The sequence below is a fragment of the Sphingomonas sp. Leaf21 genome, from assembly GCF_916858675.1.
Taxonomy (GTDB): domain Bacteria; phylum Pseudomonadota; class Alphaproteobacteria; order Sphingomonadales; family Sphingomonadaceae; genus Sphingomonas.
The window spans coordinates 1-22,659 of sequence record NZ_CAKASM010000002.1; the positions used below are offsets into that span (position 1 = coordinate 1).

24 protein-coding genes and 1 pseudogene are annotated in these 22,659 nt (G+C 68.6%); 14 read left to right on the forward strand and 11 right to left on the reverse strand.

From position 1 onward, the window contains the following. The 3 genes and pseudogenes from LRP66_RS18300 to LRP66_RS02555 form a co-directional block, all read left to right on the forward strand. Nucleotides 1–668 (forward strand): annotated as a pseudogene (locus LRP66_RS18300) (cold-shock protein); the annotation flags it as partial. Nucleotides 669–1,255: 587 nt separating this feature from the next. After that, nucleotides 1,256–1,717 (forward strand): nuclear transport factor 2 family protein, encoded by a 462-nt coding sequence (locus tag LRP66_RS02550; RefSeq protein ID WP_230480949.1) that lies wholly within the window; start codon nt 1,256–1,258, stop codon nt 1,715–1,717. A 2-nt stretch (nt 1,718–1,719) separates the two neighbouring features. After that, nucleotides 1,720–2,292, forward strand: coding sequence for a TetR/AcrR family transcriptional regulator (locus tag LRP66_RS02555; protein WP_230480950.1), 573 nt, complete (start codon nt 1,720–1,722; stop codon nt 2,290–2,292). A gap of 19 nt (nt 2,293–2,311) precedes the next feature. On the opposite strand, the gene LRP66_RS02560 is transcribed toward LRP66_RS02555, so the two are convergent. The 5 genes from LRP66_RS02560 to lgt form a co-directional block, all read right to left on the reverse strand. After that, nucleotides 2,312–3,643, reverse strand: a complete 1,332-nt coding sequence (locus LRP66_RS02560; protein WP_230480951.1) for a cystathionine gamma-synthase family protein — start codon at nt 3,641–3,643, stop codon at nt 2,312–2,314. A gap of 79 nt (nt 3,644–3,722) precedes the next feature. Beyond that, entirely contained in the window at nt 3,723–4,496 is a 774-nt protein-coding gene (gene pgeF, locus LRP66_RS02565; protein WP_230480952.1) for a peptidoglycan editing factor PgeF, read from the reverse strand. Next, nucleotides 4,493–5,002, reverse strand: coding sequence for a GNAT family N-acetyltransferase (locus LRP66_RS02570; RefSeq protein ID WP_230480953.1), 510 nt, complete (start codon nt 5,000–5,002; stop codon nt 4,493–4,495). Before LRP66_RS02570 ends, pgeF begins: the two co-directional genes overlap by 4 nt. Beyond that, nucleotides 4,999–6,081: a class I SAM-dependent methyltransferase gene (locus LRP66_RS02575; RefSeq protein ID WP_230480954.1), complete on the reverse strand. Its 1,083-nt coding sequence runs from the start codon at nt 6,079–6,081 to the stop codon at nt 4,999–5,001. Before LRP66_RS02575 ends, LRP66_RS02570 begins: the two co-directional genes overlap by 4 nt. Before the next feature lie 40 nt (nt 6,082–6,121). Further along, on the reverse strand, nt 6,122–7,003 hold the full coding sequence (gene lgt, locus LRP66_RS02580; RefSeq protein ID WP_443026651.1) for a prolipoprotein diacylglyceryl transferase: 882 nt from the start codon (nt 7,001–7,003) through the stop codon (nt 6,122–6,124). 224 nt (nt 7,004–7,227) lie between these two features. On the opposite strand from lgt, the gene LRP66_RS02585 reads away from it, so the two are divergent. The 3 genes from LRP66_RS02585 (at nt 7,228) to phbB (ending at nt 11,263) form a co-directional block, all read left to right on the forward strand. Next, entirely contained in the window at nt 7,228–9,441 is a 2,214-nt protein-coding gene (locus tag LRP66_RS02585) for a xanthine dehydrogenase family protein molybdopterin-binding subunit (RefSeq protein WP_230480955.1), read from the forward strand. Then, nucleotides 9,441–10,454: a ferrochelatase gene (gene hemH / locus LRP66_RS02590; RefSeq protein WP_230480956.1), complete on the forward strand. Its 1,014-nt coding sequence runs from the start codon at nt 9,441–9,443 to the stop codon at nt 10,452–10,454. Before LRP66_RS02585 ends, hemH begins: the two co-directional genes overlap by 1 nt. Nucleotides 10,455–10,540: 86 nt before the next feature. Then, a complete protein-coding gene (phbB, locus tag LRP66_RS02595) occupies nt 10,541–11,263 on the forward strand; it encodes an acetoacetyl-CoA reductase (RefSeq protein WP_056432167.1) in 723 nt (240 codons plus the stop codon). Between the two features lie 216 nt (nt 11,264–11,479). On the opposite strand, the gene LRP66_RS02600 is transcribed toward phbB, so the two are convergent. Then, entirely contained in the window at nt 11,480–11,818 is a 339-nt protein-coding gene (locus LRP66_RS02600; RefSeq protein WP_230480957.1) for a glycine zipper 2TM domain-containing protein, read from the reverse strand. 181 nt (nt 11,819–11,999) lie between these two features. Between LRP66_RS02600 and LRP66_RS02605 the strand changes: the two genes are divergently transcribed. Further along, the gene (locus tag LRP66_RS02605; protein WP_230480958.1) at nt 12,000–13,013 is read left to right on the forward strand and encodes an esterase-like activity of phytase family protein; all 1,014 of its coding nucleotides are present in this window, start codon (nt 12,000–12,002) and stop codon (nt 13,011–13,013) included. Between the two features lie 88 nt (nt 13,014–13,101). Here the strand turns inward: LRP66_RS02605 and rpmB are convergent, their stop codons facing one another. Beyond that, a complete protein-coding gene (rpmB, locus tag LRP66_RS02610; protein ID WP_056432158.1) occupies nt 13,102–13,410 on the reverse strand; it encodes a 50S ribosomal protein L28 in 309 nt (102 codons plus the stop codon). A gap of 151 nt (nt 13,411–13,561) precedes the next feature. Between rpmB and LRP66_RS02615 the strand changes: the two genes are divergently transcribed. Continuing rightward, nucleotides 13,562–13,774: a hypothetical protein gene (locus LRP66_RS02615; RefSeq protein ID WP_230480959.1), complete on the forward strand. Its 213-nt coding sequence runs from the start codon at nt 13,562–13,564 to the stop codon at nt 13,772–13,774. Between the two features lie 124 nt (nt 13,775–13,898). Next, nucleotides 13,899–14,327, forward strand: coding sequence for a nucleoside deaminase (locus tag LRP66_RS02620; protein ID WP_230481189.1), 429 nt, complete (start codon nt 13,899–13,901; stop codon nt 14,325–14,327). Nucleotides 14,328–14,465: 138 nt separating this feature from the next. Here LRP66_RS02620 and LRP66_RS02625 read toward each other — a convergent pair whose 3' ends face one another. Continuing rightward, nucleotides 14,466–15,143 (reverse strand): OmpA family protein, encoded by a 678-nt coding sequence (locus LRP66_RS02625; protein WP_230480960.1) that lies wholly within the window; start codon nt 15,141–15,143, stop codon nt 14,466–14,468. 134 nt (nt 15,144–15,277) lie between these two features. On the opposite strand from LRP66_RS02625, the gene LRP66_RS02630 reads away from it, so the two are divergent. Further along, nucleotides 15,278–16,579, forward strand: coding sequence for a hemolysin family protein (locus LRP66_RS02630; protein WP_230480961.1), 1,302 nt, complete (start codon nt 15,278–15,280; stop codon nt 16,577–16,579). 132 nt (nt 16,580–16,711) lie between these two features. Further along, complete coding sequence (locus tag LRP66_RS02635; protein ID WP_230480962.1) at nt 16,712–17,236, forward strand: hypothetical protein; 525 nt, start codon at nt 16,712–16,714, stop codon at nt 17,234–17,236. 202 nt (nt 17,237–17,438) lie between these two features. Here the strand turns inward: LRP66_RS02635 and LRP66_RS02640 are convergent, their stop codons facing one another. From LRP66_RS02640 to purD, 3 genes are read right to left on the reverse strand one after another with little or no spacing between them, the layout of a single operon-like run. Beyond that, nucleotides 17,439–17,996 carry a hydrolase gene (locus tag LRP66_RS02640; RefSeq protein WP_230480963.1) on the reverse strand — a complete coding sequence of 186 codons (558 nt, stop codon included), beginning with the start codon at nt 17,994–17,996 and terminating at the stop codon, nt 17,439–17,441. Between the two features lie 36 nt (nt 17,997–18,032). Beyond that, nucleotides 18,033–18,794 (reverse strand): hypothetical protein, encoded by a 762-nt coding sequence (locus LRP66_RS02645; protein WP_230480964.1) that lies wholly within the window; start codon nt 18,792–18,794, stop codon nt 18,033–18,035. A 50-nt stretch (nt 18,795–18,844) separates the two neighbouring features. Further along, nucleotides 18,845–20,131, reverse strand: a complete 1,287-nt coding sequence (gene purD / locus LRP66_RS02650) for a phosphoribosylamine--glycine ligase (RefSeq protein ID WP_230480965.1) — start codon at nt 20,129–20,131, stop codon at nt 18,845–18,847. Between purD and xseA the strand changes: the two genes are divergently transcribed. The 3 genes from xseA to LRP66_RS02665 are packed head-to-tail and all read left to right on the forward strand — an operon-like array spanning nt 20,130 to nt 22,655. Continuing rightward, nucleotides 20,130–21,548, forward strand: coding sequence for an exodeoxyribonuclease VII large subunit (gene xseA / locus LRP66_RS02655; protein WP_230480966.1), 1,419 nt, complete (start codon nt 20,130–20,132; stop codon nt 21,546–21,548). The genes purD and xseA overlap by 2 nt on opposite strands. Nucleotides 21,549–21,567: 19 nt before the next feature. Then, nucleotides 21,568–21,768 (forward strand): DUF2093 domain-containing protein, encoded by a 201-nt coding sequence (locus LRP66_RS02660; protein WP_230480967.1) that lies wholly within the window; start codon nt 21,568–21,570, stop codon nt 21,766–21,768. Continuing rightward, complete coding sequence (locus LRP66_RS02665) at nt 21,765–22,655, forward strand: M23 family metallopeptidase (protein WP_230480968.1); 891 nt, start codon at nt 21,765–21,767, stop codon at nt 22,653–22,655. The genes LRP66_RS02660 and LRP66_RS02665 overlap by 4 nt, the downstream gene beginning before the upstream one ends. Nucleotides 22,656–22,659 lie beyond the last annotated feature (4 nt).

A 22,659-nucleotide genomic window follows, 5' to 3' on the forward strand; every position in this document is an offset into this window, starting at 1 on the left:
GGCGGGTGTCGGCGGTCTGGTCGCGGCGGTTTCGGGCGGCGGCGGCGGTGGCGGCTTCGGCGGCGGTCGTGGCGGCGGCGGCGGCATGCCCCCCCAGGTCGTTGGCGAGGGCACCGGTGTCGTAAAGTTCTTCAACGCGCAGAAGGGTTTCGGCTTTGTCGTGCGTGATGACGGCGGCGAAGACGTGTTCGTCCACATCTCGGCCGTCGAGCAGGCGGGTCTGACCGGTCTGGCCGAGGGTCAGCCGCTCGGCTTCACCCTGGTCGATCGTGGCGGCCGCATCTCGGCCATCGAACTGAAGATCGAGGGCGAGCCGCTCCCGGTCCAGGATCGTGCTCCCCGCGAACCGCGTGAAGGCGGCTTCGGCGGCGACCGCGATCGTGGTCCCCGCGGTGGTGCAGCCGGTGGCTTCGGTGCCGCTCCGCAGCGCCAGCTGACCGGTGAGAAGGCGACCGGCACGGTCAAGTTCTTCAACGCGATGAAGGGCTTCGGCTTCATTCAGCGCGACGACGGACAGCCCGACGCGTTCGTCCACATCTCGGCCGTCGAGCGCGCCGGCATGGGCTCGCTGAACGAGGGCGACCGCCTGCAGTTCGAGATCGAGGTCGATCGTCGCGGCAAGTACGCGGCCGTCAACCTGCAGAACGAAGGCTGATCGCTTCGTCTGAATAAGCCATCCCTTTTCGGGCGACAGGGCCCGGCGTTGCAGCGATGCGACGCCGGGCCTTTTCGTTTTCCGGGGCCGTCGCTCGGGGCCCGCCCGACCTTGCGATGCCGAGCTATATTCCGGACGGCCCATGGGCCGGGTCGCAATACGTTGGTTTTGCCCCGGCTGTCTGGACCGGCGGCGATCTATCACATCGAGCGTGTCGCCAAGGCATAGGCGGTTCCTCGCCACCTCGACCGTCCGGAGATTCCACCCTCCGCCCGGATGGCATCTCATTCCAGCGTTACTTCGGCCAGTCTCGTGAAAGAGCGGGGAAGGGCGTTCGTGCGCTATCGAATCGGCTCGCAACTGGACCCCGGCCTGCGCCGGGGTGGATGGGGTCGGGGGCGGCACATGGTCCAGTCGGTAGGGACTTCGGCTGCTCACCCCGCCCCTGTCCCAACCATCCAACAGGTCGGCACGCCCTGCTGATCCCTTCCCCCTGTCCAGCGGTCAGGAGATGCGCGGGGCGAACGCTCACCCTTGCCACCGCTTCCAATTCTCTGTATTGAGCGGTACAGAGATAAACGATCGGTAAAGGACAGGGTGATGCGCCCGCCACTTCCCCCATTCACTTACGAAACCGCCGTCCAGAAGGTGCGCGCCGCCGAGGATGGCTGGAACAGTCGCGATCCCGAGCGGGTGGCGCAGGCCTATACCCCCGACTGCCACTGGCGAAACCGCGCGACCTTCGTCACCGGTCATGAGGCGATCGTCGCCTTCCTGCGGGAGAAGTGGGCGCGGGAGCAGGAGTATCGGCTGATCAAGGAATTATGGGCGCATGACGGCGCGCGTATCGCGGTTCGCTTCGCCTATGAATGGCGGGACGATACGGGCCAGTGGTTCCGGGCCTATGGCAACGAGAATTGGGACTTTGCCGAGGATGGGCGGATGCGCCGCCGGATCGCCTCGATCAACGACCTGCCGATCACGCCTGAGGAGCGGTTGTTCCACTGGCCGCTGGGAACGCGACCGGCCGATCATCCCTCGCTGAGCGATCTGGGGTTGTAACGGTGGCGCGGCTGATCGCGGAGCGTGCCGATGCGCTGCCCGGCCTGGCGGAGGTGTTCCGCGAATATGGTTTCGCCGGGGCCAGCCTGTCGCTGATCGGCACCGCGACGGGGCTGGGTCGCGGCAGCCTGTATCACTTCTTCCCGGGCGGAAAGAACGAGATGGCGGCCGCCGTGCTCGACGATATCGCGACATGGTTCGAGCAGGCGGTCTTCGCCCCGCTGGCTGAGGCGGCGGAGCCGCGCGCGGGAATCGAGGCGATGATGGTCGCGGTCGATCGCTATTTCCAGTCGGGGCAGCGCGCCTGCCTGATCGGGGCCTGGGGATTGGGGGCGACACGCGACCCCTTCGCCGAGTCGATCGCCGCCTATTTCCGACGCTGGATCGCCGCGATCCAGACGGTGCTGATCCGCGGAGGCATCGAGGAGGGACATGCGACGATCCTGGCGCAGGACGTGGTCAGCGGTATCCAGGGCGCGATCCTGTTGTCACGCGCCCTGAACGATCCGGGGCTGTTCCGCGCCACGCTCGGGCGGCTGACGGCGCGGCTCTATACCGCGCTCGCCGCCGCCTGAGCGGGACGAACGGGCGTTCTCAAATCGCCGCCAGCGCCTGTTCACAATCCGCGATCAGGTCGTCGGCATCCTCGACCCCGATCGAGATGCGGACCAGATTGTCGGTGATCCCCAACGCCCCCTTGCGCGCGTCCGGGACCGACAGATGCGTCATCGCCGCGGGATGGCTGGCCAGCGTCTCGGTCCCGCCCAGGCTGACCGCCAGCTTGGCGATGCGCAAGGCATCCAGGAAGCGGAACGACTCCGCCTCGCCCCCCTTCAGATAAAGCGAGAAGGTCGACCCGCCGCCGGTGCAGTGGCGGCGATAGATGTCCGCCTGTCGCTCCAATCCCGGCGTGTCCGCCAGGAAGCCGAGATAGCCGACCCGCTCCACCTTGGGATGGTCGCGAAGGAAGGCGCAGACCTTCGCGGCATTCTCGCCCGCGCGGCTCATGCGCAGTTCGAGCGTCTCGAGCGAGCGCAGCAGCATCCAGGCGGTGTTGGGGTCGCAGATCGTGCCGATCGTGTTGCGCATCGATCGGATGGTGGCGATGTGCGCCTTGGACCCCAGCACGCCCCCCGCGACCAGATCCGAATGGCCGCCCGCATATTTGGTCAGCGAATAGACGACGAGGTCCGCGCCGTGCCGCAGCGGCCGTTGCCACAGCGGCCCCAGGAAGGTGTTGTCGATCGCGATGGGGGGCTTTTCCTCCGTATCGGCGAAGGCGGCGTCGCGGGCGGCGGCCACCGCCTCGATATCGACCAGCGCGTTGGTCGGGTTGGCGGGGCTTTCCAGATAGATCATTGCGACCCGACCGAGCGCGGCGGCCTTGGCCAGCACGTTATCGATCTCCTCGCGCGTGGCGCCTGCGGGGAAGTCGAGCCACTGCACCCCGAACCGGCCCAGGATGCGGCCGATCAACGTCTCGGTCGCGGCGTAGAGCGGACCCGAATGGACGATCACGTCACCGGGCTGGACCATCGAGAGGAACAGGGTGGCGATCGCCGCCATGCCGCTGGAGAAGGTCAGCGCATCCTCCGCCTCGTCCCAGATGGCGAGCCGGTCTTCGAGTATCTCCTGATTCGGGCCGTTGAAGCGAGAATAGACCAGGCCATCGGCGCCGCCGGGGCGCTTGCCGGTCACCCCCTCGAAATGCCGCTTGCCCGCCGCGGCGTTGGGGAAGACGAAGGTCGATGTCAGGAAGATCGGTGGCTTGAGCGAGCCTTCCGACAGGACGGGGTCGAAGCCATAACCCATCATCAGGGTCGAGGGCTTCAGCTTGCGCTCGCCGATGCTCGTCGCATCGCTCTTGCGCTCGCCCGTCGCTGGCGACTGCGGCGGAACGCCGGTCAGATCTGATTCGGTCGGCATGTCGGTCTCCTTGGGACGTTGCGCCGCTCTGTCGGCGGCCATGTCCCGAGGATAACGCGGTGAACGGCGTTGGCGATGCCTATGCCAGCCCGATCAGCGAGATCTGGCGGCCATAAGAGGGTTCGCCGCGATGGGTGGCGCGCCGGAAGCTGAAAAAGCGATCCTCCTGCGTATAGGTGTCCTCGCCGAGCGCGACGACGCGGCTCACCCCCGCCGCCGCCAGTCGATGCGCGACATAGGCCTCCAGATCGAACTGATATCGGTCGGGGCGGCCATCGGCGAAGAAGCGCTCGTTTTCGGGCGTATGCTCGGCGAAGCGGCGAAGGAACGCGGCATCGACCTCGTAGCTGGCGCGCGCGATGCATGGTCCGATCGCCGCGACGATCCGTTCGCGTCGTGCCCCCAGCGCCTCCATCGCGACCAGCGTCGCATCGGTGATCCCGCCGAACGCGCCCTTCCACCCGGCATGGGCGGCACCGACCACCCCGGCCTGCGCGTCGGCGAACAGCACCGGCGCGCAATCGGCGGTCAGGATGCCGAGCAACAGGCCCGGCCGGTCGGTGACCAGGGCGTCGCCATGCGGGCGGATATCGTCTTCCGGCGCGGTCAGCACCGTCACCGCCTCCGCCGAATGAATCTGGTAGCAGGTGATGAGCCGCGCCGACGGCAGCACCGTATCGCGGGCGCGCCGCCGATTCTCCGCGACCGCGTCGGCATCGTCCTCCGATCCCAGGCCGACGTTCAGCCCGCCATGGATCCCGTTCGAGACACCCCCGCGTCGCCCGAGGAAACCGTGCGCAACCGTGTCCAGCAGCGGGGTCCGGAGCAGCTCTATCCGTGGCGAAGGGGTCATAGCGACAGCCTCATGATCCGATCCTCATCGATGGTCGCGCCGACGGGGAAGTCGAACCGGCCGATGTCGACGAAGCCGTAGCGCGCGTAGAAGGCCTTGGCCCGGTGGTTGTCGACATAGACCGACAGGATGAGCTGGCTCGCCCCGCCTGCCCTGGCCGTCGCGATCGCCCAGTCCATGAGGACCGGACCGACGCCCGCGCCCAGATGGCTAGACGCGACATAGAGCTGGTAGAGTTCGACCGCGTCCTCGGGCCAGGTGCCGGGAAAGCCCACCGGGCCGAGCTTGGCAAAGCCGATGATCGCGCCGTCCGCCACCGCCAGGCGGATGGTGAAGTCGGGATCGTCGACCTGGCGCGGCAGCCCCCCGGGACCGAAGGCCTCGTCGAGGAAGGCGGCGAGATCGGCGGGGGGATAGAGAGGACCGAACGTCTCGGTGAACGCCGCCGCCGCCATCCGTCCCAACGCTTCGCCGTCGCCCGGCCCGGCATCGCGATAGTCGATCATTCGCCATACCCCGCCGGAACCGGCCAGTCGGGCCGCGTGACCGCGAGCGCGCGGAAGAGCGTCCCCATGTCCTGCATCAGCCGGTTGCGATCGGCGAGCAGCGCGTCGGCGCGCCCGGGATGCGCGCGGGCGAGGGCGGCGGTCCGCTGGTCGATCCCCAGCGCGCCGAGCAGATCGCGCTGGGTGACGGGACCGAAGGCGGCGAGCCCCGCCGCCTGTGCGCAGGCGGCGAGCGTCGTGAAGTCGACATGCGCGCTCAGATCCTGGTCGCCCGGCCGTTCGAACGGGTTGGCATAGCCATGGCCGCGCACCGCCTGAAGCGTGTCGGCGATCGCGGGCCCCTCATAGCCATAGTCGACGATCAGCGTGGCTCCTCCTTGCGCGGCGATCCGCGTGGAGAGCGCGCGGATCACCGACACGCTGGCGGGGGATACCTCGATCACCGAACCGGCCTCGGCGTCGCGAAGCGTCTCCGGGATGAGGTCGCCCGGCACCGGTGGCCCGGCGATCGGCAGGAACAGCAGGTCTTGCGCCGCGACCAGCCGCTCGTGCCAGCCGTCTCCGCGCCGGACCAGTTGCCGGATCGGCAGCGCGTCGAAGAACTCGTTGGCGATGACGATCAGCGGTCGGTCGGTCGGCAGCGTCTCGACCGTGTCATGCCATGTCGCATCGGCGATCCGCTGTCCTTGCGCGGTGCGCAAGCTGGCGCTCGTCTCGACGAAATGGACCGGCGGCGAAAAGCCCGCCTTCGCCATCGCGCGCCTGGCATCGGCGGCCAGCGTGCCCCGGCCCGGACCCAGCTCGACCCAGTGAACCTCGGGTCGCCCCGCACGGTCCCACAGGTCCGCGCACCACAGGCCGACCAGTTCGCCGAACATCTGGCTGATCTCGGGACTGGTGGTGAAGTCGCCGTCGGCACCCAGCGGATCGCGGGTGCCGTAATAATGCGCATTGGCGGCGGCCATGAACTGCGCCACCGGTATCGGCCCGGCCAGCGCGATCGCGCGGGCGAGCCGCTCGGGCAGCGCGTCCCCGGGCGCGGGTCGATGATCGGCGGGGGGGATCAGCGGGTTGGTCATGCCCTCGCTCTGCCGCCCCGATCCCGCCGCCGCAAGGGGATCAGGCGACGCTGTCGCTTCCCGCGATCGGTTCGACGCGGACGCGCCGCGCCTTGGCAGAGGTCATCAGGTACAGCCCGCCCAGGATCATCGGGACGCACAGCCACTGGCCCATGTGCAGTCCGGTGAACTGTGCGAAGGCGCGAAGCTGCTGATCGGGCTCGCGGAAGAATTCGACGATGAAGCGCGCGATGCCATAGCCGAGCAGGAACAGCCCCGACAGCCTGCCGGGTTCGTAACGCGATTTGGTCCGCCAGAAGGCGAAGCTCATCACCGCGAACAGGATCAGCCCCTCCAGCCCGGCCTCGTAAAGCTGGCTGGGATGGCGCGCGGGATCGGGCAGGCCGAACGGCACGGTGCGCGGAAAGACGATCGCCCAGGGCACGTCCGACGGCTTGCCCCACAGCTCGCCGTTGACGAAATTGGCGAGGCGGCCGAGGAACAGCCCCACCGGCGCGGTGCAGACCAGATAGTCGAGGATTCGCAGCCAGCTAAGCTTGTGCTTGCGCGCGAAGAGGATGACGCCGAGGCCGGTGCCCACCGCCCCGCCATGGAAGCTCATGCCGCCGTCCCACAGCCGCAGGATGCGAAGCGGGTGGAGGAACATCTCGGGCGCGTAGAAGATCACATAGCCGATCCGACCGCCCAGGATGATGCCCAGCGTCGCATAGAAGACCAGATCGTCGGCATGCGCGCGCGACATCGGGGCGCCCGGACGATCAAGCATCTTGCCCAGATACCACCAGCCGAACAGGATGCCGGTGATGTAGGCCAGGCTGTACCAGCGCAGCGTGAAGAAGCCGATCGAGAAGACATCCGGGTGCAATCCCAGATCCTCGAACCGGATATGGCCGGCGGCGGCCGCAAGCATGGGCAGGATCAAGCGCGTTTCCCCTATCTCTGGTCGGCTTCCATAGAGGGGACGCGCGTCAACACCAATAGCAGGGTTCCGGGGGGGGGCGCCGCCACTTTCCGTTCGGCCCTAGCGAAGGCGACCCCCCAGCCGTTCGCCCAAACCCCAAACCGGCAACCGATCGACCCCGTCACTCTCACACACCGAAACCCCCGGCTTGCCTGACCGGCCTTCGACGCTAAGGCTCCCCCGTGATGGAAGTCAGCAGGCGCAACATACTGATCGGCGGGGGGGCGGGGGCCGGATTGCTGGTCGCGTGGAGCCTGTGGCCGCGCGCCTATGCGCCGAACCTGACCGTCAATCCCGGCGAACAGGCGTTCGGTGCCTGGTTGAAGATCGGCCTCGACGGGATCGTGACCGTCGCGGTGCCGCAGGCCGAACATGGCCAGGGCATCGTCACCGCGCTGGCGCAGATCGTCGCGGACGAACTCGGCGCAGACTGGCGGACGGTGGCGGTCGAGCCCGCCCCGATCAGCCCGCTCTACGCCAACCCGGTGGGCGTCGATTCGCTGTTCGAGGGGGCGTTCGACCGCGTGCCCGAGGGGTTTCGCGACGAATGGCTGCGCCGCGACATGGTCATGCTGACCGGCGGGTCCAGTTCGATCCGCATGTTCGAGGAGCCCGCGCGCGCCGCGGCGGTCACCGCCCGCGTGCTGATGGCGCAGGCCGCCGCGCGCCGCTGGGGCGTCGACTGGACGCTGTGCGAGGCGAAGCAGGGCTTCATCACCCAGGGGCAGAGGCGGCTACGCTTCGCCGAACTGGCCGAGGCGGCGGCGAGCGAGACCGTGCCCGATCCCCTGCCGCTCGGCAGCGGTGGTGCTGGTCAGTTGGCCGGGCGGGAATTGCCCCGTCTCGATTCGCCGGCCAAGATCGACGGTTCGGCCAATTTCACCGCCGATATCCGCCTGCCCGAGATGGTGCATGTCGCGATCCGCCATGCGCCGTTGGGCACGGTGCGGGCGATCCGGTCGAACCGCGATGCCGCGATGACGATAACCGGCGTGGTCGATGTGATCGAGGGCGCGGACTGGATCGCGGTCGCCGCCGCAAGCTGGTGGATCGCGCAAAAGGGGCTCGATGCCGCCGCTCCGCAGGCGATCACTCCGGCACCGGGCGTGAGCAGTGCCGGGATCGCGCATCGGCTCGAACAGGCGCTGCGCGACGACGGGCGGCTTGCCTCTTCGCACGGCGATATCGCGAGCGCGCTGGAGGGAGGCGGGCTGGTCGAGGCACAATACCGCGTCGGGGTCGGCGTCCATGCCGCGATCGAACCGCGTGCGGCGGTGGCGGCGTGGAATGACGGCGGGCTGGAACTCTGGGTGCCGACCCAGGTTCCCGCTCGGGTCCGCGCGCTGGCGGCCGAGGCGGCAGGATTGTCGCCCGACCGGGTGACCGTCCACCCCATGCCGATCGGCGGCTCCTTCGGCGTCGCGCTGGAGTCCGAGGCGGCGGTGCAGGCGGCGACGATCGCGGCGAAGCTGAAACGTCCGGTCAACCTGCAATGGTCGCGCGCCGACGATCTGCGCCGCGACGCCTTTCGCGCGCCCGTGATCGCGAAGCTGACCGCGCGGCTCGACCGGGATCGCATCACCGGCTGGCGAAGCCGGATCGCGACCCCCGCGACCGGCCCCGACCTGGCGCGACGGGTGATGCCCGGCACGCCAGCGCGCTGGGGGATGCGCGGGCTGGGGCGGGGGGATGCCTATGCGATGGGCGGGGCGGTGCCGCCCTATGCGATCCCCGCGCTGGCGGTGCATCATCACCGCGCCGAGCTGCCTATCCCGACCGGCCATGTCCGGGGCGGCGCCCATGTCGCCAATGTCTTCGCCAGCGAGTCGTTCGTCGACGAACTCGCCGCGCGCGCGGGTGCCGATCCGCTGGCGTGGCGCATCCGGATGCTGGGCGATGATCCGCGTCTGGCACGCTGCCTGTCCACCGCCGCGTCGCTGGGTGGATGGGAAGGCGGCGGCGCGGGAAGTGGGCAGGGCGTCGCGGCGCACGGCTTTCGCGGCAGCCATGTCGCAATTCTGGCCGAGGTGCATCGGGGCGAGGGCGGGCCCCCGGTGGTCGACCGGCTGGTCGCCGCCGTCGATTGCGGGCGTATCATCAACCCCGATCTGGTTCGCCAGCAGATCGAGGGCGGCCTGCTGTTCGGGCTCGCCAATCTGTTCGGCGCGGATATCGGCTTCGCGCGCGGGCTGGCCGGGCCGGTGCGGCTGGGCGCGCTGGCGCTGCCGCGCCTCGCCGACACGCCCGACATCACGGTCGAGCTGATCGCCTCCGACGAGGCGCCGGGTGGAGTCGGGGAACTGGCGGTGCCGCCGGTCGCGCCCGCCATCGCCAATGCGCTCGCCACCCTGCCCGGCTTCCCACGGATACGAAGCCTGCCGATGGAGTTGTCCGCCTGATGCTGCCCCCCGATCATCCCCCCGTGCCGCGCCCGAAGATCGGCGTGCTGTTGATGAACCTGGGGACGCCCGATGCGCCCGAGCCGCGCGCGGTGAAGCGGTATCTGCGCGAATTCCTGTCCGATCGGCGCGTCATCGAGATCCCGGCGCTCCTCTGGCAGCCGATCCTGCGCGGAATCATCCTGAACACCCGGCCCAAAAAGTCGGCCCATGCCTATTCGCTGGTCTGGTCCGATGGCGGTTCGCCACTGGCGGCGATCACGCGGGCGCAGGCGGTGGCGCTCAAGGATATGTTCGGGGCGGAGGTCATGGTCGACTGGGCGATGCGCTATGGCCGCCCCGCCATCGCCGATCGGGTGCAGGCGATGAAGGATGCGGGATGCGAGCGCATCCTGCTCGCGCCGCTCTATCCGCAATATTGCGCGGCGACGACCGCCACCGCCAACGATCGCGCCTTCGCGCATCTGGCGACGATGCGTTGGCAACCCGCGATCCGTACCCTGCCGCCGTATCATGACGACCCGCTCTATATCGATGCGCTGAAGACGCAGGTGGAGGCACAGCTCGCCACGCTCGACTTCGAGCCCGAGGCGATCGTCGCCAGCTTCCACGGCATGCCGCAGCGGACGCTCGAGCTGGGCGACCCCTATCACTGCCATTGCCGGAAGACCGCGCGCCTTCTGGCCGAGGCTTTGAAGGACATGCTCGGCGCGCGCGAATTGCTGGTCGCGTTCCAGTCGCGATTCGGGCGCGCCAAATGGCTCGAACCCGCGACCGACACGACGCTGGAGGCGCTGCCGGGACGCGGAATTCGCAAGGTGGCGATTCTCGCTCCGGGATTCTCGGCGGACTGTATCGAGACGCTGGAGGAGCTGGCGATCCGGGGACGCGAGAGTTTCGAGAGCGCGGGTGGAACGCATTTCGCCTATCTTCCGTGTCTTAACGATAGCGAGGTCGGTGTCGCCATGCTGCGCGGATTGATCGATCGCGAACTGCAAGGCTGGTTGCCGTAACGTAATATTCCATTTCGCCCGGGCCTTTGGCATTGCGGATGGCGTGTGCCCCTTTTAAGCCACAATCTCAAAATGGGAGAGGTTGAATGGCACGGGTCGCGATTGTGACGGGTGGTACGCGCGGTATCGGCGAGGCGATCAGCCTGGCCTTGAAGGAGGCGGGCGTCACCGTTGCCGCCAATTACGCGGGCAACGACGAACGCGCCCGCGAATTTTCGGAACGCACCGGGATCAAGGCCTATAAGTGGGACGTCGCCGATTATGACGCGGTCCAGGCGGGCGTCGCGCAGGTCGCCGAGGAACTCGGCCCGGTCGACATCGTCGTCAACAATGCGGGCATCACCCGTGACGGCACGCTGCTCAAGATGACCTATCAGATGTGGAAGGAGGTCATGGACACCAACCTGGGCGGTTGCTTCAACATGGCCAAGGCGGTGTTCCCCGGGATGCGCGAACGCAAATGGGGGCGTATCGTCAATATCGGCTCGATCAACGGCCAGGCGGGCCAATATGGCCAGGTCAACTACGCCGCCGCGAAGTCGGGCATCCACGGTTTCACCAAGGCGCTGGCGCAGGAGGGCGCGCGCGTCGGCGTGACCGTCAACGCGATCGCACCTGGCTATATCGATACCGACATGGTCGCCGCCGTTCCCGCCGATGTGCTGGAGAAGATCGTCGCCAAGATCCCGGTCGGTCGCCTGGGCCAGGCGCACGAGATCGCACGCGGCGTCGCCTTCCTCTGTTCGGACGAAGCGGGCTTCGTCACCGGCTCGACCCTGTCGATCAACGGCGGTCAGCATATGTACTGAGGCGTATCGACTTTCATTTCGTGTCTTTTCATCTCTTCCCTCTCCCCTCAGAGAGAGGCGAGGGAAGAGGAAGAGCCATTTGAATGTCGAGCGGGTCGGTGCCGACCCAAAAAAGAAACGCCGACCTCCGGTGGGGAGATCGGCGTTTCGTCCTCGATACGCTACGCGAGGACTTTCAGGGCGGGTAGGCCGATGGGGGCCGCCCGCCCTAACCGTTTAGCGGCAATAGCCGGGGCGCCCCGACCGCTCGATCGCGCGGCCCGCCAGCGCGCCCGCGCCGCCGCCGATCAGCGTGCCCAGCGTCCGGTCGCCGCGCATGTCGATCGTCCGGCCCAGCAGGCCGCCCGCGACCGCACCGACGATGGTGCCGGTCGTGCCCGAGCGGCGGCACTTGCTGTCGCGATATTCCGCCGCCGCGCCGTCGCGATAGCCGCGATCATAGCGGTCGGCATGATGCGCCCGACGATACCGGTGCGCGTCGGCCGCGGTGGCGGGCAGCACGGCGCCGCCAAGCATCGCCAGCGTGGTCGCGGCCAGGGTCAGGGTCTTCATCATCGTCTCACTCCCGAAACTCTTTCCGATCGACGGTCCCGCCCGTCGTCGCTGATCCGGTATTGGCGACCCGGCGTTGAGCGCTTCCTGAATGCCCTCGTTATCGTTCGTTAAGGGAGCGATATGGTCGCCGTGTCGCGGGAAACGGGCTGTCGGTGCGCGTCGCAATGCGTATGAGGCGGCGATGCGTATTCTTCTCTCCTGCCTGCTGATCCTGGCGCTCGTGCCGGGTTGGGCGGGGCGCGATCGCCTGCCGCTCTATGAAGGGCCGCCGCAGATGGACGCGAAGCGGATCGCGCTCGATCCGGCCGATCCCGCGCGACGGCGGCTCGGCGCGCTGACCTATCTCGGCGGCGTCGAACTCACCAGCCGTATGCCCGCCTTTGGCGGCTTCTCGTCGCTGACCGTGGAGGGCGATCGTTTCATGCTGCTCAGCGACGGCGGCAATATCGCGCGCTTCACGATGGGGCGCGACTGGAAGCCGCATGGCCTGCGCTTCGACAATCTCCCTGCGGGGCCGGGGACGGGCTGGCTCAAGTCCGATCGGGACAGCGAATCGATGACGCTCGATCCGAAGACCGGGACGCTGTGGGTGGGGTTCGAGGACTTCAACCAGATCTGGCGCTACGCCCCCGATTTCGCCCGCGTGGAGGGCTATGTCGCGCCGCCGGCCATGGCGAACTGGCCGTCCAATGGCGGGCCCGAGTCGCTGGCACGGATGCCAGACGGCCGATTTGTCACCATCTCCGAAGAGGCCAGGATCGCGAAGCCGCGCTGGCGGGGCAGCGAGGTGGCGCGCCGCTGGAGCCGCCAGGGTCTGATCTTCGCCAGCGATCCGCTACGCGATCGGCCCCGGCGATTCGCGTATATGGTTTCACCCTATCACGATGTCGCGGACGCCACCGCGCTGCCCGACGCGTCGCTGATCGTGGTGGAGCGGCGCTTCCGCCTGCCGTTCCGCTTCTCCAACCGGATCATGCTCGTCCCCGCCGCCGCGGTGGCGCCGGGCAGGGTGGCAAGGGGGCATCTGCTCGCCGAGCTCGATTCGCCGCTGATCCACGACAATTTCGAAGGGGTGGCCGTGACGCACGAAGCCGGGGCGACGATCCTGTGGCTGGTGTCCGACGACAACCAGCTGGTGCTGCAGCACAGCTATCTGCTCAAATTCCGGCTGGATCTGCCGTCTGTCGGGCGGTGATTCGGAAGCCAGGCCCCGCCACCCCAACGACGAAAACCCGCCGCTCCGGGGAGCGGCGGGCTTCAACCCGTCAACCGACAGTCGCGAATTATGCGGCGGCGGCTTCGGTCTTGGCGGCGGCCAGCTTCTTCACGACGTCGCGCTTCAGGCGACGCACGCGCAGCGAAAGCTGGTCGTCCGAGGTCTTGACCAGCCAGTTGTCCAGGCCGCCATTATGCTCGACCGAACGCAGGCCGTGGGTCGAGACGCGCAGACGCACGCTCTTCTCGAGCGAATCGGAAATCAGCGTGACGTTCTGCAGGTTCGGCAGGAACGTGCGCTTGGTCTTGTTGTTGGCGTGGGAAACGTTGTTACCCACCTGCCGGCCCTTGCCGGTCAGCTCGCAAATGCGCGACATGATCGTTATCCTGGTTTCAGGCAGTGCCCGGAAAGGCCGCGCCGATACCCCGTCCCGGGGGGCACGTCAACCGATTCCCGGTTTTTTGCGCGTGCAACCGTGCCGTCGGCAGGTGCGTTGTTACGGCAACGAACCTGTTGGAGCCAGAGTCATGCGCGCCTTTCTTGTCCTAATCGGCATCGTCGTTCTGCTGGCCGCGGGTGCCATGGCGATGGGCTGGATCAGCATCGACCAGACCCGCCCCGCCGTCGTCCAGGCCCCGGCCTTCCGCGCCGAAGGGCCCAAGGTGTCGGTCGGCACCACCCAGAAGACCGTCGACGTGCCCACCGTCTCGGTGGAAAAGCCAGCCGATAACGCCCAATAAGGGGCCCAGTAAGGGGCCCAGTAAGGGCCCAGTAAGCGCCCAGTAACAGGTGGCGCGCGAGCGAGCCCTTGCCCCGGCCATCGGCGCGGGGCAGGGAAGGGCGATGTTTCCGCTCCCCGCCCCGATGCGCGCCGCGCTCGACGCCGCCGCCCAGGCCGGGCTGGCGGGCGAGGTTCCGGTGGGCGCCGTCGTGGTGCGGGACGGCAGGGTGATCGCCACCGGCGCCAACGCCCCGCGCCGCCTGTGCGACCCCACCGCACATGCCGAGATCCAGGCGATTCGCGCGGCCGCGACGGTGCTGGGGCGTGACCGGCTGGAGGATTGCGACCTGTGGGTCACGCTGGAGCCCTGCGCGATGTGCGCGGGCGCGATCGCCCATGCCCGGATCGCCCGTCTCTATTACGCCGCCAGCGACCCGAAGGGCGGCGCGGTCGAGCATGGGCCCCGCTTCTTCGCCCAGCCGACCTGCCATCACCGCCCCGATGTCTATACCGGCATGGGCGAGGGCGAGGCGGCGGCGCTGCTGCGCGAATTCTTCGCGGCGCGACGATAGGAGCACCCGCGCAGGCCTGGGCCTTATCGGGCGATGCCGCCACCGACGTGAAAAGGGTCCGCCCGGCATGTCGGACGGACCCATCATCGATAGCTGGGGATGCGACGCTCCGCGCAAGCAGGCGCCGCATCCCTCCGGTCAGCGCAGGTCGCCCTCGCGGATCGGCACGATCTTGATCTCGACGCGACGATTGGCGGCGCGGCCTTCCTCGGTGTCGTTCGACGCGATCGGCTGGGTCTTGCCGAAGCCGCGCGTGCCGATGCGGGCGGGCTGCACCCCGCGCGAGGCGAGATAGTCCGCCACCGCCACCGCACGCCGCTCCGACAGCGTCTGGTTATAGGCGTCGCTGCCGGTCGAATCGGTATGGCCGTACACGTCGATATAGGTCTGCTTATATTGCGACAGGATATCGGCCACCTGGTCCAGCGTCTGGCGGAACTGCGGCTGCACCTGCGACGAGTTATAGGCGAAGGTGATGCCCGAGGGCAGGTTGAGCAACAGGTCGTCGCCCTGGCGGACCACCTGCACGTCGGTGCCCGCGGTGCGCGCGCGCAGGTCGCGCTCCTGCTTGTCCATGTACGCGCCGATCCCGGCCCCGGCGAGGCCGCCGATGCCAGCGCCCAGGATCTTCTCGGTCCGGTCGTGACGCCCGCCGACGAGATCGCCGAGCAGATAGCCGCCCACCGCCCCACCGAGACCGCCGATCGCGGTCTTGGACAGGCGACGCTCGCCCGTTTCCGGGTCGGTCGTGCAGCCGGACGTGACGACCAGCGCCGACAGCGCGGCCATGGTCAGGAATTTGGCGGATTTGGTCATACGCATAGTCCTTAGTCGCGTTTTCACCCCTGAAACGCGGGGTCGATCGGCCTTGTTCCGGAGGCGAACTGAACGGAACATGACGACGGGAGTTGTCGAAGCCCCGTCCGCCCCGCTATGAGCACCCGATACCGATGGCAACGCTGCCCCCCTTTCCGTGGATCGACGTCCTCATCATCTTCGCGCTCGTCGCGTTGAACGGCGCGTTCGCGATGAGCGAGCTGGCGATCGTATCGTCGCGCCGCGCGCGGCTGGAGGCGATGGCGCGAAGCGGGCGCAAGGGGGCACAGGCCGCGCTGACCCTAGCGGCCGATCCCGGCAAGTTCCTGTCGACCGTACAGATCGGCATCACCCTGACCGGCATCATCGCGGGTGCCTATTCGGGCGCCAGCCTGGGCACGCCGACGGCGGCGCGACTGGAGGCGCTCGGCGTGTCGCCCGCGACCGCCGCGACGCTGGGCTTCGCGCTGGTCATCGGCCTGACCACCTATGCCTCGCTGATCCTGGGCGAGCTGGTGCCCAAGCAGTTCGCGCTGCGCAAGCCGGAGCCGATCGCGGCCTTCGTCGCGGTGCCGATGCGCTGGCTGGCGGTGGGCACCGCGCCGATCGTCTGGGTGCTCGACTCGACCAGCGGCATCATCTTCAAGCTGCTCGGCCTCAATCGCGACAACGAGGACCAGGTGACGGCGGAGGAACTCCACCTGATCGTCGCGGAAGCGTCCAAGTCGGGCGTCATCGAGGAGCATGAGCGCTCGATCATCTCGGGGGTCGTTCGGCTGGCCGACCGCCCCGTGCGCGAGGTGATGACGCCGCGTACCGAGATCGACTGGCTGGACTGCACGCTGGACGACGGGGCGATTCGCGCCAAGCTGCTCGAGAGCCCGCGCACCCGCCTGCCGGTGGGCGAGGGTTCGATCGACGCGGTGGTCGGCGTGGTCCAGGCGCGCGATATCGCGATGGCGCTGTTCCGCGACGAGCCGCTCGACCTCAAGCACCTGATGCGCAAGGCGCCGGTGGTGATCGACCGGATCGACGCGATGGACGTGCTGCTGGCGCTGCGCCAGGCCGAGGTGCCGATGGCGCTGATCCATGACGAATACGGCCATTTCGAGGGGATCGTGACGCCGTCCGACCTGCTGGCCGCGATCGCTGGCGAATTCGCCTCCGACGCCGATCCGGGCGAGGCCCCCTCGGTGGTCGAGCGCGACGACGGCTCGCTGCTGGTGGCGGGGACGATGGCGGCGGATGCGCTGGCCGACCGGCTGGGCATCGACCTGCCCGACGACCGCGACTATGCGACCGTCGCCGGGCTGGCGCTCGCGGTGTTCCGCCACCTGCCGGGCGAAGGCGAGAGCTTCGTCGAACAGGGCTGGCGCTTCGAGGTGGTCGATCTCGACGGGCGGCGGATCGACAAGCTGTTGGTGAGCGAGGCCTGAGGGCCGATTCCACCAGTCTCGACCGTTGGAGCGTCGATCCGCTATCCTCAACGCGGCTGATCTGATCTCTCTCGACCAGTCCAAACGGCAGACATACTATGAGCCGATTACGTAGAGAGAAGGGGGGCGTCGGTGGGGGCATGGGGCGCGCTGATTATGAGCTTCTTTGGAGCAGTTTTCGCTTCGTTGACGCTATATTGGCAGTGGCACTTGTCCGGGGTCGCTCTGGCGCTGCCCTTCTTGGGGTTCATCCTGATCGGTTCCGCCGCAAGCTATGTGATCCGCACCCCCGGCGAGGGCATCAAGCCGTCGCCAAAGGAAGAACGAGCCATCATGTGGAGTAGCATCGGTGAAGGCGTCGGCCTTTTCCTTGCCGCCAACATCGTCATGAACCTGCATCGGCCCGATCTTCTGTTGCCATCGATGGCGCTGATCGTCGGCCTGCATTTCCTGCCAATCGCGTTCGCTGCTGGCTTTCGCCCGTTCTATGTTCTTGGAACGGCGCTGGTTGTTGCAGCGATTGCGGGCTTCGTCGTCGGAGCCCCTACAGGCGGAGAGGTTGCCGGGTTCATGGCTGCTGGCGCGCTCTGGCTTGCGTCCGGTATCGCAGTTCGACGCGACTGGTTGGCAAAGGGGCGAACGGCAGCGTCAGTCTGACTATTCCCAAATCTCCATCGTTTTCGGAACGGCTGACATTGCCAGCATCATCCTTGAAACCGTCTGTCCGCTTCAAACCCTTCGCGGACGTGGTGTTGAAGCGGAAGGAGCGGCTCGCTCAAGGGGGCGCCTTACTGCGCCTCCGCCCTGCTGGCACGACTTGGCGGTGCGAGGGGCCGCTTTCCGCTCGGTCCGGTCCATATCATTCCAGTACGATATCCCCCGACGCCACCACCCGCGCGATCATCGGGAAGATGTTCGCGATCGCGAATTCATGGAGTTCGGTCGAGCGGGAGGCGCAGGCGTCTTCGGCGATGACGATGTCGTAGGACAATTCCCACGCCGAGCGGGCGGTCGACTCGACGCCCATATTGGTCGAGATGCCCGCGATCACGACGGTGCGGATACCCCGCCGCCGCAATTGCAGGTCGAGGTCGGTGCCGGTGAACGCCCCCCAATGATGCTTGAGCACGACGATGTCGTCTGGCTGGCGCAGGTCGGGGACGAAGTCGCTGAAGCCCGGCGGAGAACCCTGGGGCGGCAGACCGGGGCGGTCGACATTCTGGCTGGGCATGGCGTCGGGGGTGAAGCCGACATGGACCAGGATCACCGGGGCTCCAGCCGCCCTGAACCGGTCGGCGAGGGTCTTGGCGGTCCGCACCACCTCCTCGCCCGAACGCGGGCCGCCCGCATGGGGGACGATGCCCTGTTGCAGGTCGATCAGGATCAGCGCGGTGGTGGAGGGGGAGAGGGTGGTCATGTGGGCGTCAACCCACCGCGACGTCCCGCCGTTCCGTCAGAGACGCCCGAAGACCGCCTCGAATCCCGCACGGTCCCCCGATGCGAGCAGCCGCGCCTGTTCGAGCCAGCGGTCGCGTGCCATGCGACCCGAAAACGCGCCGAGCTGCGCATCGAGCGCCTGGGCCTGTTGCTCGCTGAGCCCCGCCATGTCGCCGACCGTGGTGATGCCGTGTTCGGCAAGCTTCTGGGTCAGCTTGGGGCCCAGGCCCTTGAGCAGCGTGATCGGCTGATCCTCCGGGCGCTCGGCGGCGGCGGCGGCGGCGGCGGCGGCGGCAGTAGGGGCGGCCTCGGCAGCCGGGCTGGCCGTCATCGGCGCGGCGGCGGCGACCGGCTCGTCGCTCAGCGGCTCCGGCGCGACGACCGGCTCTTCCGGCGCGGCGGCGACGGGCATGACGGGTGGCGGCGGAGCCGGGGCGGCGGCTGGCGCGGGATCTGGCGCCGGAACTTGGGCCGGAACTGGAGCCGGTGACGGCGTGGGCGAAGGGCGTGCGCCGGGCTGGGTCAGCGATGCCTCGCTCAGCGGGGCGGTGTCGGGCGCGCGGACGGTCATCCCGGCGTCCTGCGCATTCTCCTCCACCTGCCGCGCGGCATGGGTGCGCCGCCGCTTGAGCCGCATACCGATGACGATGATCGCGATCGCCGCGAGCGCGACCAGCGCGATCAGGACGAAATGGATGGTGGTGATGGCCGCCACGCCATCGGGGATCAGGCTTTCGGCCGGAGCCGCCCCCGCAGTTGCTGCCGTCGTGTCGTTCATCGCCTCACCCTAATGTTCCACGGCCCCGATCGCGAGCCCAATCGACGGAGCTACCCGGCGGTTCCCGCGGCGTCGGCCTCGCGCGCCACCTCGCGCCAGCCGATGTCGCGGCGGCAAAAGCCATCGGGGAACCGGATCGCATCGATCGCGCGGTACGCGGCGGCCTGCGCCTCGCGGACGGTGGCGGCGCTGGCGGTGACCGCCAGGACGCGGCCGCCGCTGGCGACCAGTCGCGCGCCGTCCAATCTGGTGCCCGCCTGGAAGACCACCGCGCCGGTCGCCTCGGCGGCGTCGATCGCTTCGATGCTGCCGTCCGCCTTGGGCGTGCCCGGATAACCCGCCGCCGCCATGACGACGGTCAGCGCGGGGTCGGCCGAGAAATCGGGGGCGGGAATCTCGGCCAGCCGCCCCTCGGCCACCGCCAGCATCAGCGCCAGCAGATCGCCCTGGAAGCGTAGCATCAGCACCTGGCATTCGGGGTCGCCGAAGCGGGCGTTATACTCGATCAGCTTGGGCCCCTGCGCGGTCAGCATCAGCCCGGCATAGAGCACGCCCGAAAAGGGCGTTCCCTCGGCACGCAGCGTATCGACCGTCGGGCGGACGATCCGGTCGATCGCCTGCTGCTCGAGCTCGGGGGTCAGGACGCGCGCGGGGCTATAGGCGCCCATGCCGCCGGTATTGGGACCGGTATCGCCGTCGCCGACCCGCTTGTGGTCCTGCGCCGAGCCGAAGGGGAGCAGGGCCTCGCCATCGGTCAGCACGAAGAGGCTCGCTTCCTCGCCGTCGAGAAATTCCTCGATCACCACCTCGGCGCCGGGGACCGAGAACAGGTCGACGATCGCGGCCTCGGCTTCGTCGCGGGTGAAGGCGACGGTCACGCCCTTGCCCGCCGCCAGGCCGTCCGCCTTGATCACCACCGGCAGGCCGAAGGTGCTGGCGAGCGCTCCTCGCGCCTCCTCCAGCGTGTTCACACGGACGTAACCGGCGGTCGGAATGTCGGCGCGGCGGCACAGATCCTTGGTGAAGCCCTTCGACCCCTCGAGCTGCGCGGCGGCCCTGGACGGACCGAAGACCGGCACGCCCTCCGCACGGAGCGAATCGGCGAGACCGTCGACCAGCGGCGCTTCCGGTCCGATCACGACCAGCGCGATGGCGTGATCCTTGACGAAGCCGACCACGGCGGCATGATCCGCCGCGTTCAGCGCGACGCACGTCGCATGGGCGGCGATACCGGGGTTGCCGGGCGCGGCGTAGAGCGTATCTAACCCGTTCGACTGTGCCAGCTTCCACGCCAGCGCGTGTTCGCGGCCACCCGATCCCAGCAGCAGGACGTTCATGCCCGATCCTTATCCCTATGACGAAAGCCCCAGGCTGGTAGCCGAGGAGATCGCCGGCGACAACGCGCTCGCGCTGTCGGTCGGCGAACTGAGCCTGAAGCTGAAGCGGATGGTCGAGGGCGAGTTCGGCCATGTCCGCCTGCGCGGCGAGATTTCGGGATATAAGCGTGCGACCTCGGGCCATGTCTATATGAGCCTGAAGGACGAGAATGCGGTCATCGACGCGGTGATGTGGAAGGGCGCGGCCAATACGTTGCCCTTCCAGCCGCAGGACGGGGTGGAGGTGATCGCCACCGGCCGCCTGACCACCTTCCCCGGACGCTCCAAATACCAGATCGTCGTCGAGCGGATGGAACTGGCGGGCGCGGGCGCGCTGATGGCGCTGCTCGAAAAGCTGAAGGCCAAGCTGGCGGGCGAGGGGCTGTTCGCGCGCGAGCGGAAGAAGCCATTGCCCTTCATGCCGCCGGTGATCGGGGTCGTCACCTCGCCGACCGGTGCGGTGATCCGCGACATCCTCCACCGGCTGGAGGATCGCTGTCCCACCCATGTCATCGTCTGGCCGGTCAAGGTGCAGGGCGAGGGCTCGGCCAGGGATGTCGCCGCCGCGATTCGCGGGTTCGACGCGATCGAACCCGGCGGTCCGGTGCCGCGCCCCGACCTCGTGATCGTCGCGCGCGGTGGCGGCTCGATCGAGGATCTCTGGTCGTTCAACGAAGAGATCGTGGTCCGCGCGGTCGCCGACTGCACCATCCCGATCATCTCGGCGGTCGGGCATGAGACCGACACGACCCTGTGCGACTATGCCGCCGACCTGCGCGCGCCCACGCCCACGGCGGCGGCGGAGATCGCGGTGCCGGTGCTTGCCGACCTGCGCCTGACGGTCGCCAGCCATCGCCAGCGCACCGAGCGTTGCGCGCGACGCTATGTCGAGCGCGGACGCGAACGGCTGGACGCGATGGCGCGGCTGCTGCCCAAGCGCGACCAGTTGCTGGGGCCGCAGCGCCAGCGGGCGGACGAGGCGGGCGCTCGGCTCGACCGGGGGCTGGAGCGGCGGGTGACGCTGGCGCGCGGCGGGCTGGACCGGGCGGGGGCGGCGCTGCGCCCGGCGGTGCTGGAGCGGCAGGTGGAACGCGGGCGCGACCGGCTGGCCGCGACCTGGCGGCTGGTCCAGTCGCTCAACCCCGACCGTATCCTGGAGCGCGGCTATGCCCGGATCACCGCGCGGCCCGGTGGCGAGACCCTGTCCTCGGCCGAAGCGGCAAAGGCGGCCGACATGCTGACCCTGCGTTTCCGCGACGGCACCGTGGACGTGGCTGTGGACAGGACGGCGGACAGGGCTGGGGTTGAGTGCCCCGCCGCCCGAACCTATGACAAACCCAAGCGGGAGCCCAAGGGCGATCAGCCCACGCTCCTATGACGCTTTCGAAAGAGCGAATATGTTGATGTCCAATACCGATCGCCCCGCGCGGCTCCACTATCTGGCCAATGGCTTTCGCGTCCTGTCGCCGGGCGACCATGTCGTCTGCGCGGTGACCGGGCGGCGCATCCCGCTCGAAGACCTGAAATATTGGAGCGCCGTGCGGCAGGAGGCCTATGCCGATGCGCAGGCCACGGCCAAGGTGCTGGGCCCGCAATGAGGATCGCGGGCGGCGTCGCGATGCTGGCCTTGGCCACCTGCACCGCCGCCGGTGGACAGGTTGCTCCCCAGGCCGGGCGCTTGCCCGTCGCGCCCCCGTCCATCGCCTTTCGCTGGACGGGGGAACCGAGTCAGGGCGGACTGATCCGTGGTCAGGCGCCAGCGGGCGCGGTCTCGGTCACATTGGACGGCGAGCCCTTGCCGCTCGCGCCGGACGGTCGGTTCCTCGCCGGTTTCGACCGCGATGCCGGACCTTCCGCCGAGCTGGCGGCGAACTTCGCCGATGGCAGCCAGTTTCGCCAGACGCTGACCATCGCGCCGCGCGCCTGGCGGATCGAGCGGCTGGATACGCTGCCCAAATATCCCGTCCCCGATCCCGAATTCCAACGCCTGCGGCCGCCCGAGCTGGCGCAGATCCGCGCCGCGCGGGCGCAGGTCACCGGCGCCCAGGGCTGGCGTCAGACGCTGACATGGCCGCTGACGGGGCGTATTTCCGGGCTGTTCGGTGCGCAGCGTGTCTATCGTGGCGAGCCGGGCAGCTATCACTCGGGCACCGACATCGCCGCCACCACCGGCACGATCGTCCGCGCGCCCGCGGACGGCGTCGTCATCCTGGCGGCGGAGCAGCCCTTCACCCTGGAGGGCCATCTGCTGATGCTCGACCATGGCCAGGGGCTCAACAGCGCGTTCCTCCATCTGTCGCGCATCGACGTGAAGCCCGGCGACCATGTCCGCCAGGGGCAGCCGATCGGCGCGGTCGGCGCGACGGGGCGTGCGACCGGCCCGCACCTGCACTGGAGCCTGCAATGGCGCGGCCGAAAGCTCGACCCGCTGCTGGTGACGGGGCCGATGCCCCAATCAACGCCCACGCCCACGCAGCCGCGCTGATCGC

What these genes read in the sequence shown, in the direction of transcription:
- phbB (WP_056432167.1), top strand. Translation starts at nt 10,541, where the DNA reads ATGGCACGGGTCGCGATTGTGACGGGTGGTACGCGCGGTATCGGCGAG.
- LRP66_RS02660 (WP_230480967.1), top strand. Translation starts at nt 21,568, where the DNA reads ATGTTGATGTCCAATACCGATCGCCCCGCGCGGCTCCACTATCTGGCC.
- LRP66_RS02640 (WP_230480963.1), bottom strand. Translation starts at nt 17,996, where the DNA reads ATGACCACCCTCTCCCCCTCCACCACCGCGCTGATCCTGATCGACCTG.
- LRP66_RS02615 (WP_230480959.1), top strand. Translation starts at nt 13,562, where the DNA reads ATGCGCGCCTTTCTTGTCCTAATCGGCATCGTCGTTCTGCTGGCCGCG.
- LRP66_RS02550 (WP_230480949.1), top strand. Translation starts at nt 1,256, where the DNA reads ATGCGCCCGCCACTTCCCCCATTCACTTACGAAACCGCCGTCCAGAAG.
- LRP66_RS02605 (WP_230480958.1), top strand. Translation starts at nt 12,000, where the DNA reads ATGCGTATTCTTCTCTCCTGCCTGCTGATCCTGGCGCTCGTGCCGGGT.
- purD (WP_230480965.1), bottom strand. Translation starts at nt 20,131, where the DNA reads ATGAACGTCCTGCTGCTGGGATCGGGTGGCCGCGAACACGCGCTGGCG.
- LRP66_RS02645 (WP_230480964.1), bottom strand. Translation starts at nt 18,794, where the DNA reads ATGAACGACACGACGGCAGCAACTGCGGGGGCGGCTCCGGCCGAAAGC.
- LRP66_RS02625 (WP_230480960.1), bottom strand. Translation starts at nt 15,143, where the DNA reads ATGACCAAATCCGCCAAATTCCTGACCATGGCCGCGCTGTCGGCGCTG.
- xseA (WP_230480966.1), top strand. Translation starts at nt 20,130, where the DNA reads ATGCCCGATCCTTATCCCTATGACGAAAGCCCCAGGCTGGTAGCCGAG.
- LRP66_RS02575 (WP_230480954.1), bottom strand. Translation starts at nt 6,081, where the DNA reads ATGACCAACCCGCTGATCCCCCCCGCCGATCATCGACCCGCGCCCGGG.
- LRP66_RS02570 (WP_230480953.1), bottom strand. Translation starts at nt 5,002, where the DNA reads ATGATCGACTATCGCGATGCCGGGCCGGGCGACGGCGAAGCGTTGGGA.
- LRP66_RS02560 (WP_230480951.1), bottom strand. Translation starts at nt 3,643, where the DNA reads ATGCCGACCGAATCAGATCTGACCGGCGTTCCGCCGCAGTCGCCAGCG.
- pgeF (WP_230480952.1), bottom strand. Translation starts at nt 4,496, where the DNA reads ATGACCCCTTCGCCACGGATAGAGCTGCTCCGGACCCCGCTGCTGGAC.
- LRP66_RS02600 (WP_230480957.1), bottom strand. Translation starts at nt 11,818, where the DNA reads ATGATGAAGACCCTGACCCTGGCCGCGACCACGCTGGCGATGCTTGGC.
- LRP66_RS02665 (WP_230480968.1), top strand. Translation starts at nt 21,765, where the DNA reads ATGAGGATCGCGGGCGGCGTCGCGATGCTGGCCTTGGCCACCTGCACC.
- LRP66_RS02620 (WP_230481189.1), top strand. Translation starts at nt 13,899, where the DNA reads ATGCGCGCCGCGCTCGACGCCGCCGCCCAGGCCGGGCTGGCGGGCGAG.
- hemH (WP_230480956.1), top strand. Translation starts at nt 9,441, where the DNA reads ATGCTGCCCCCCGATCATCCCCCCGTGCCGCGCCCGAAGATCGGCGTG.
- rpmB (WP_056432158.1), bottom strand. Translation starts at nt 13,410, where the DNA reads ATGTCGCGCATTTGCGAGCTGACCGGCAAGGGCCGGCAGGTGGGTAAC.
- LRP66_RS02585 (WP_230480955.1), top strand. Translation starts at nt 7,228, where the DNA reads ATGGAAGTCAGCAGGCGCAACATACTGATCGGCGGGGGGGCGGGGGCC.
- LRP66_RS02630 (WP_230480961.1), top strand. Translation starts at nt 15,278, where the DNA reads ATGGCAACGCTGCCCCCCTTTCCGTGGATCGACGTCCTCATCATCTTC.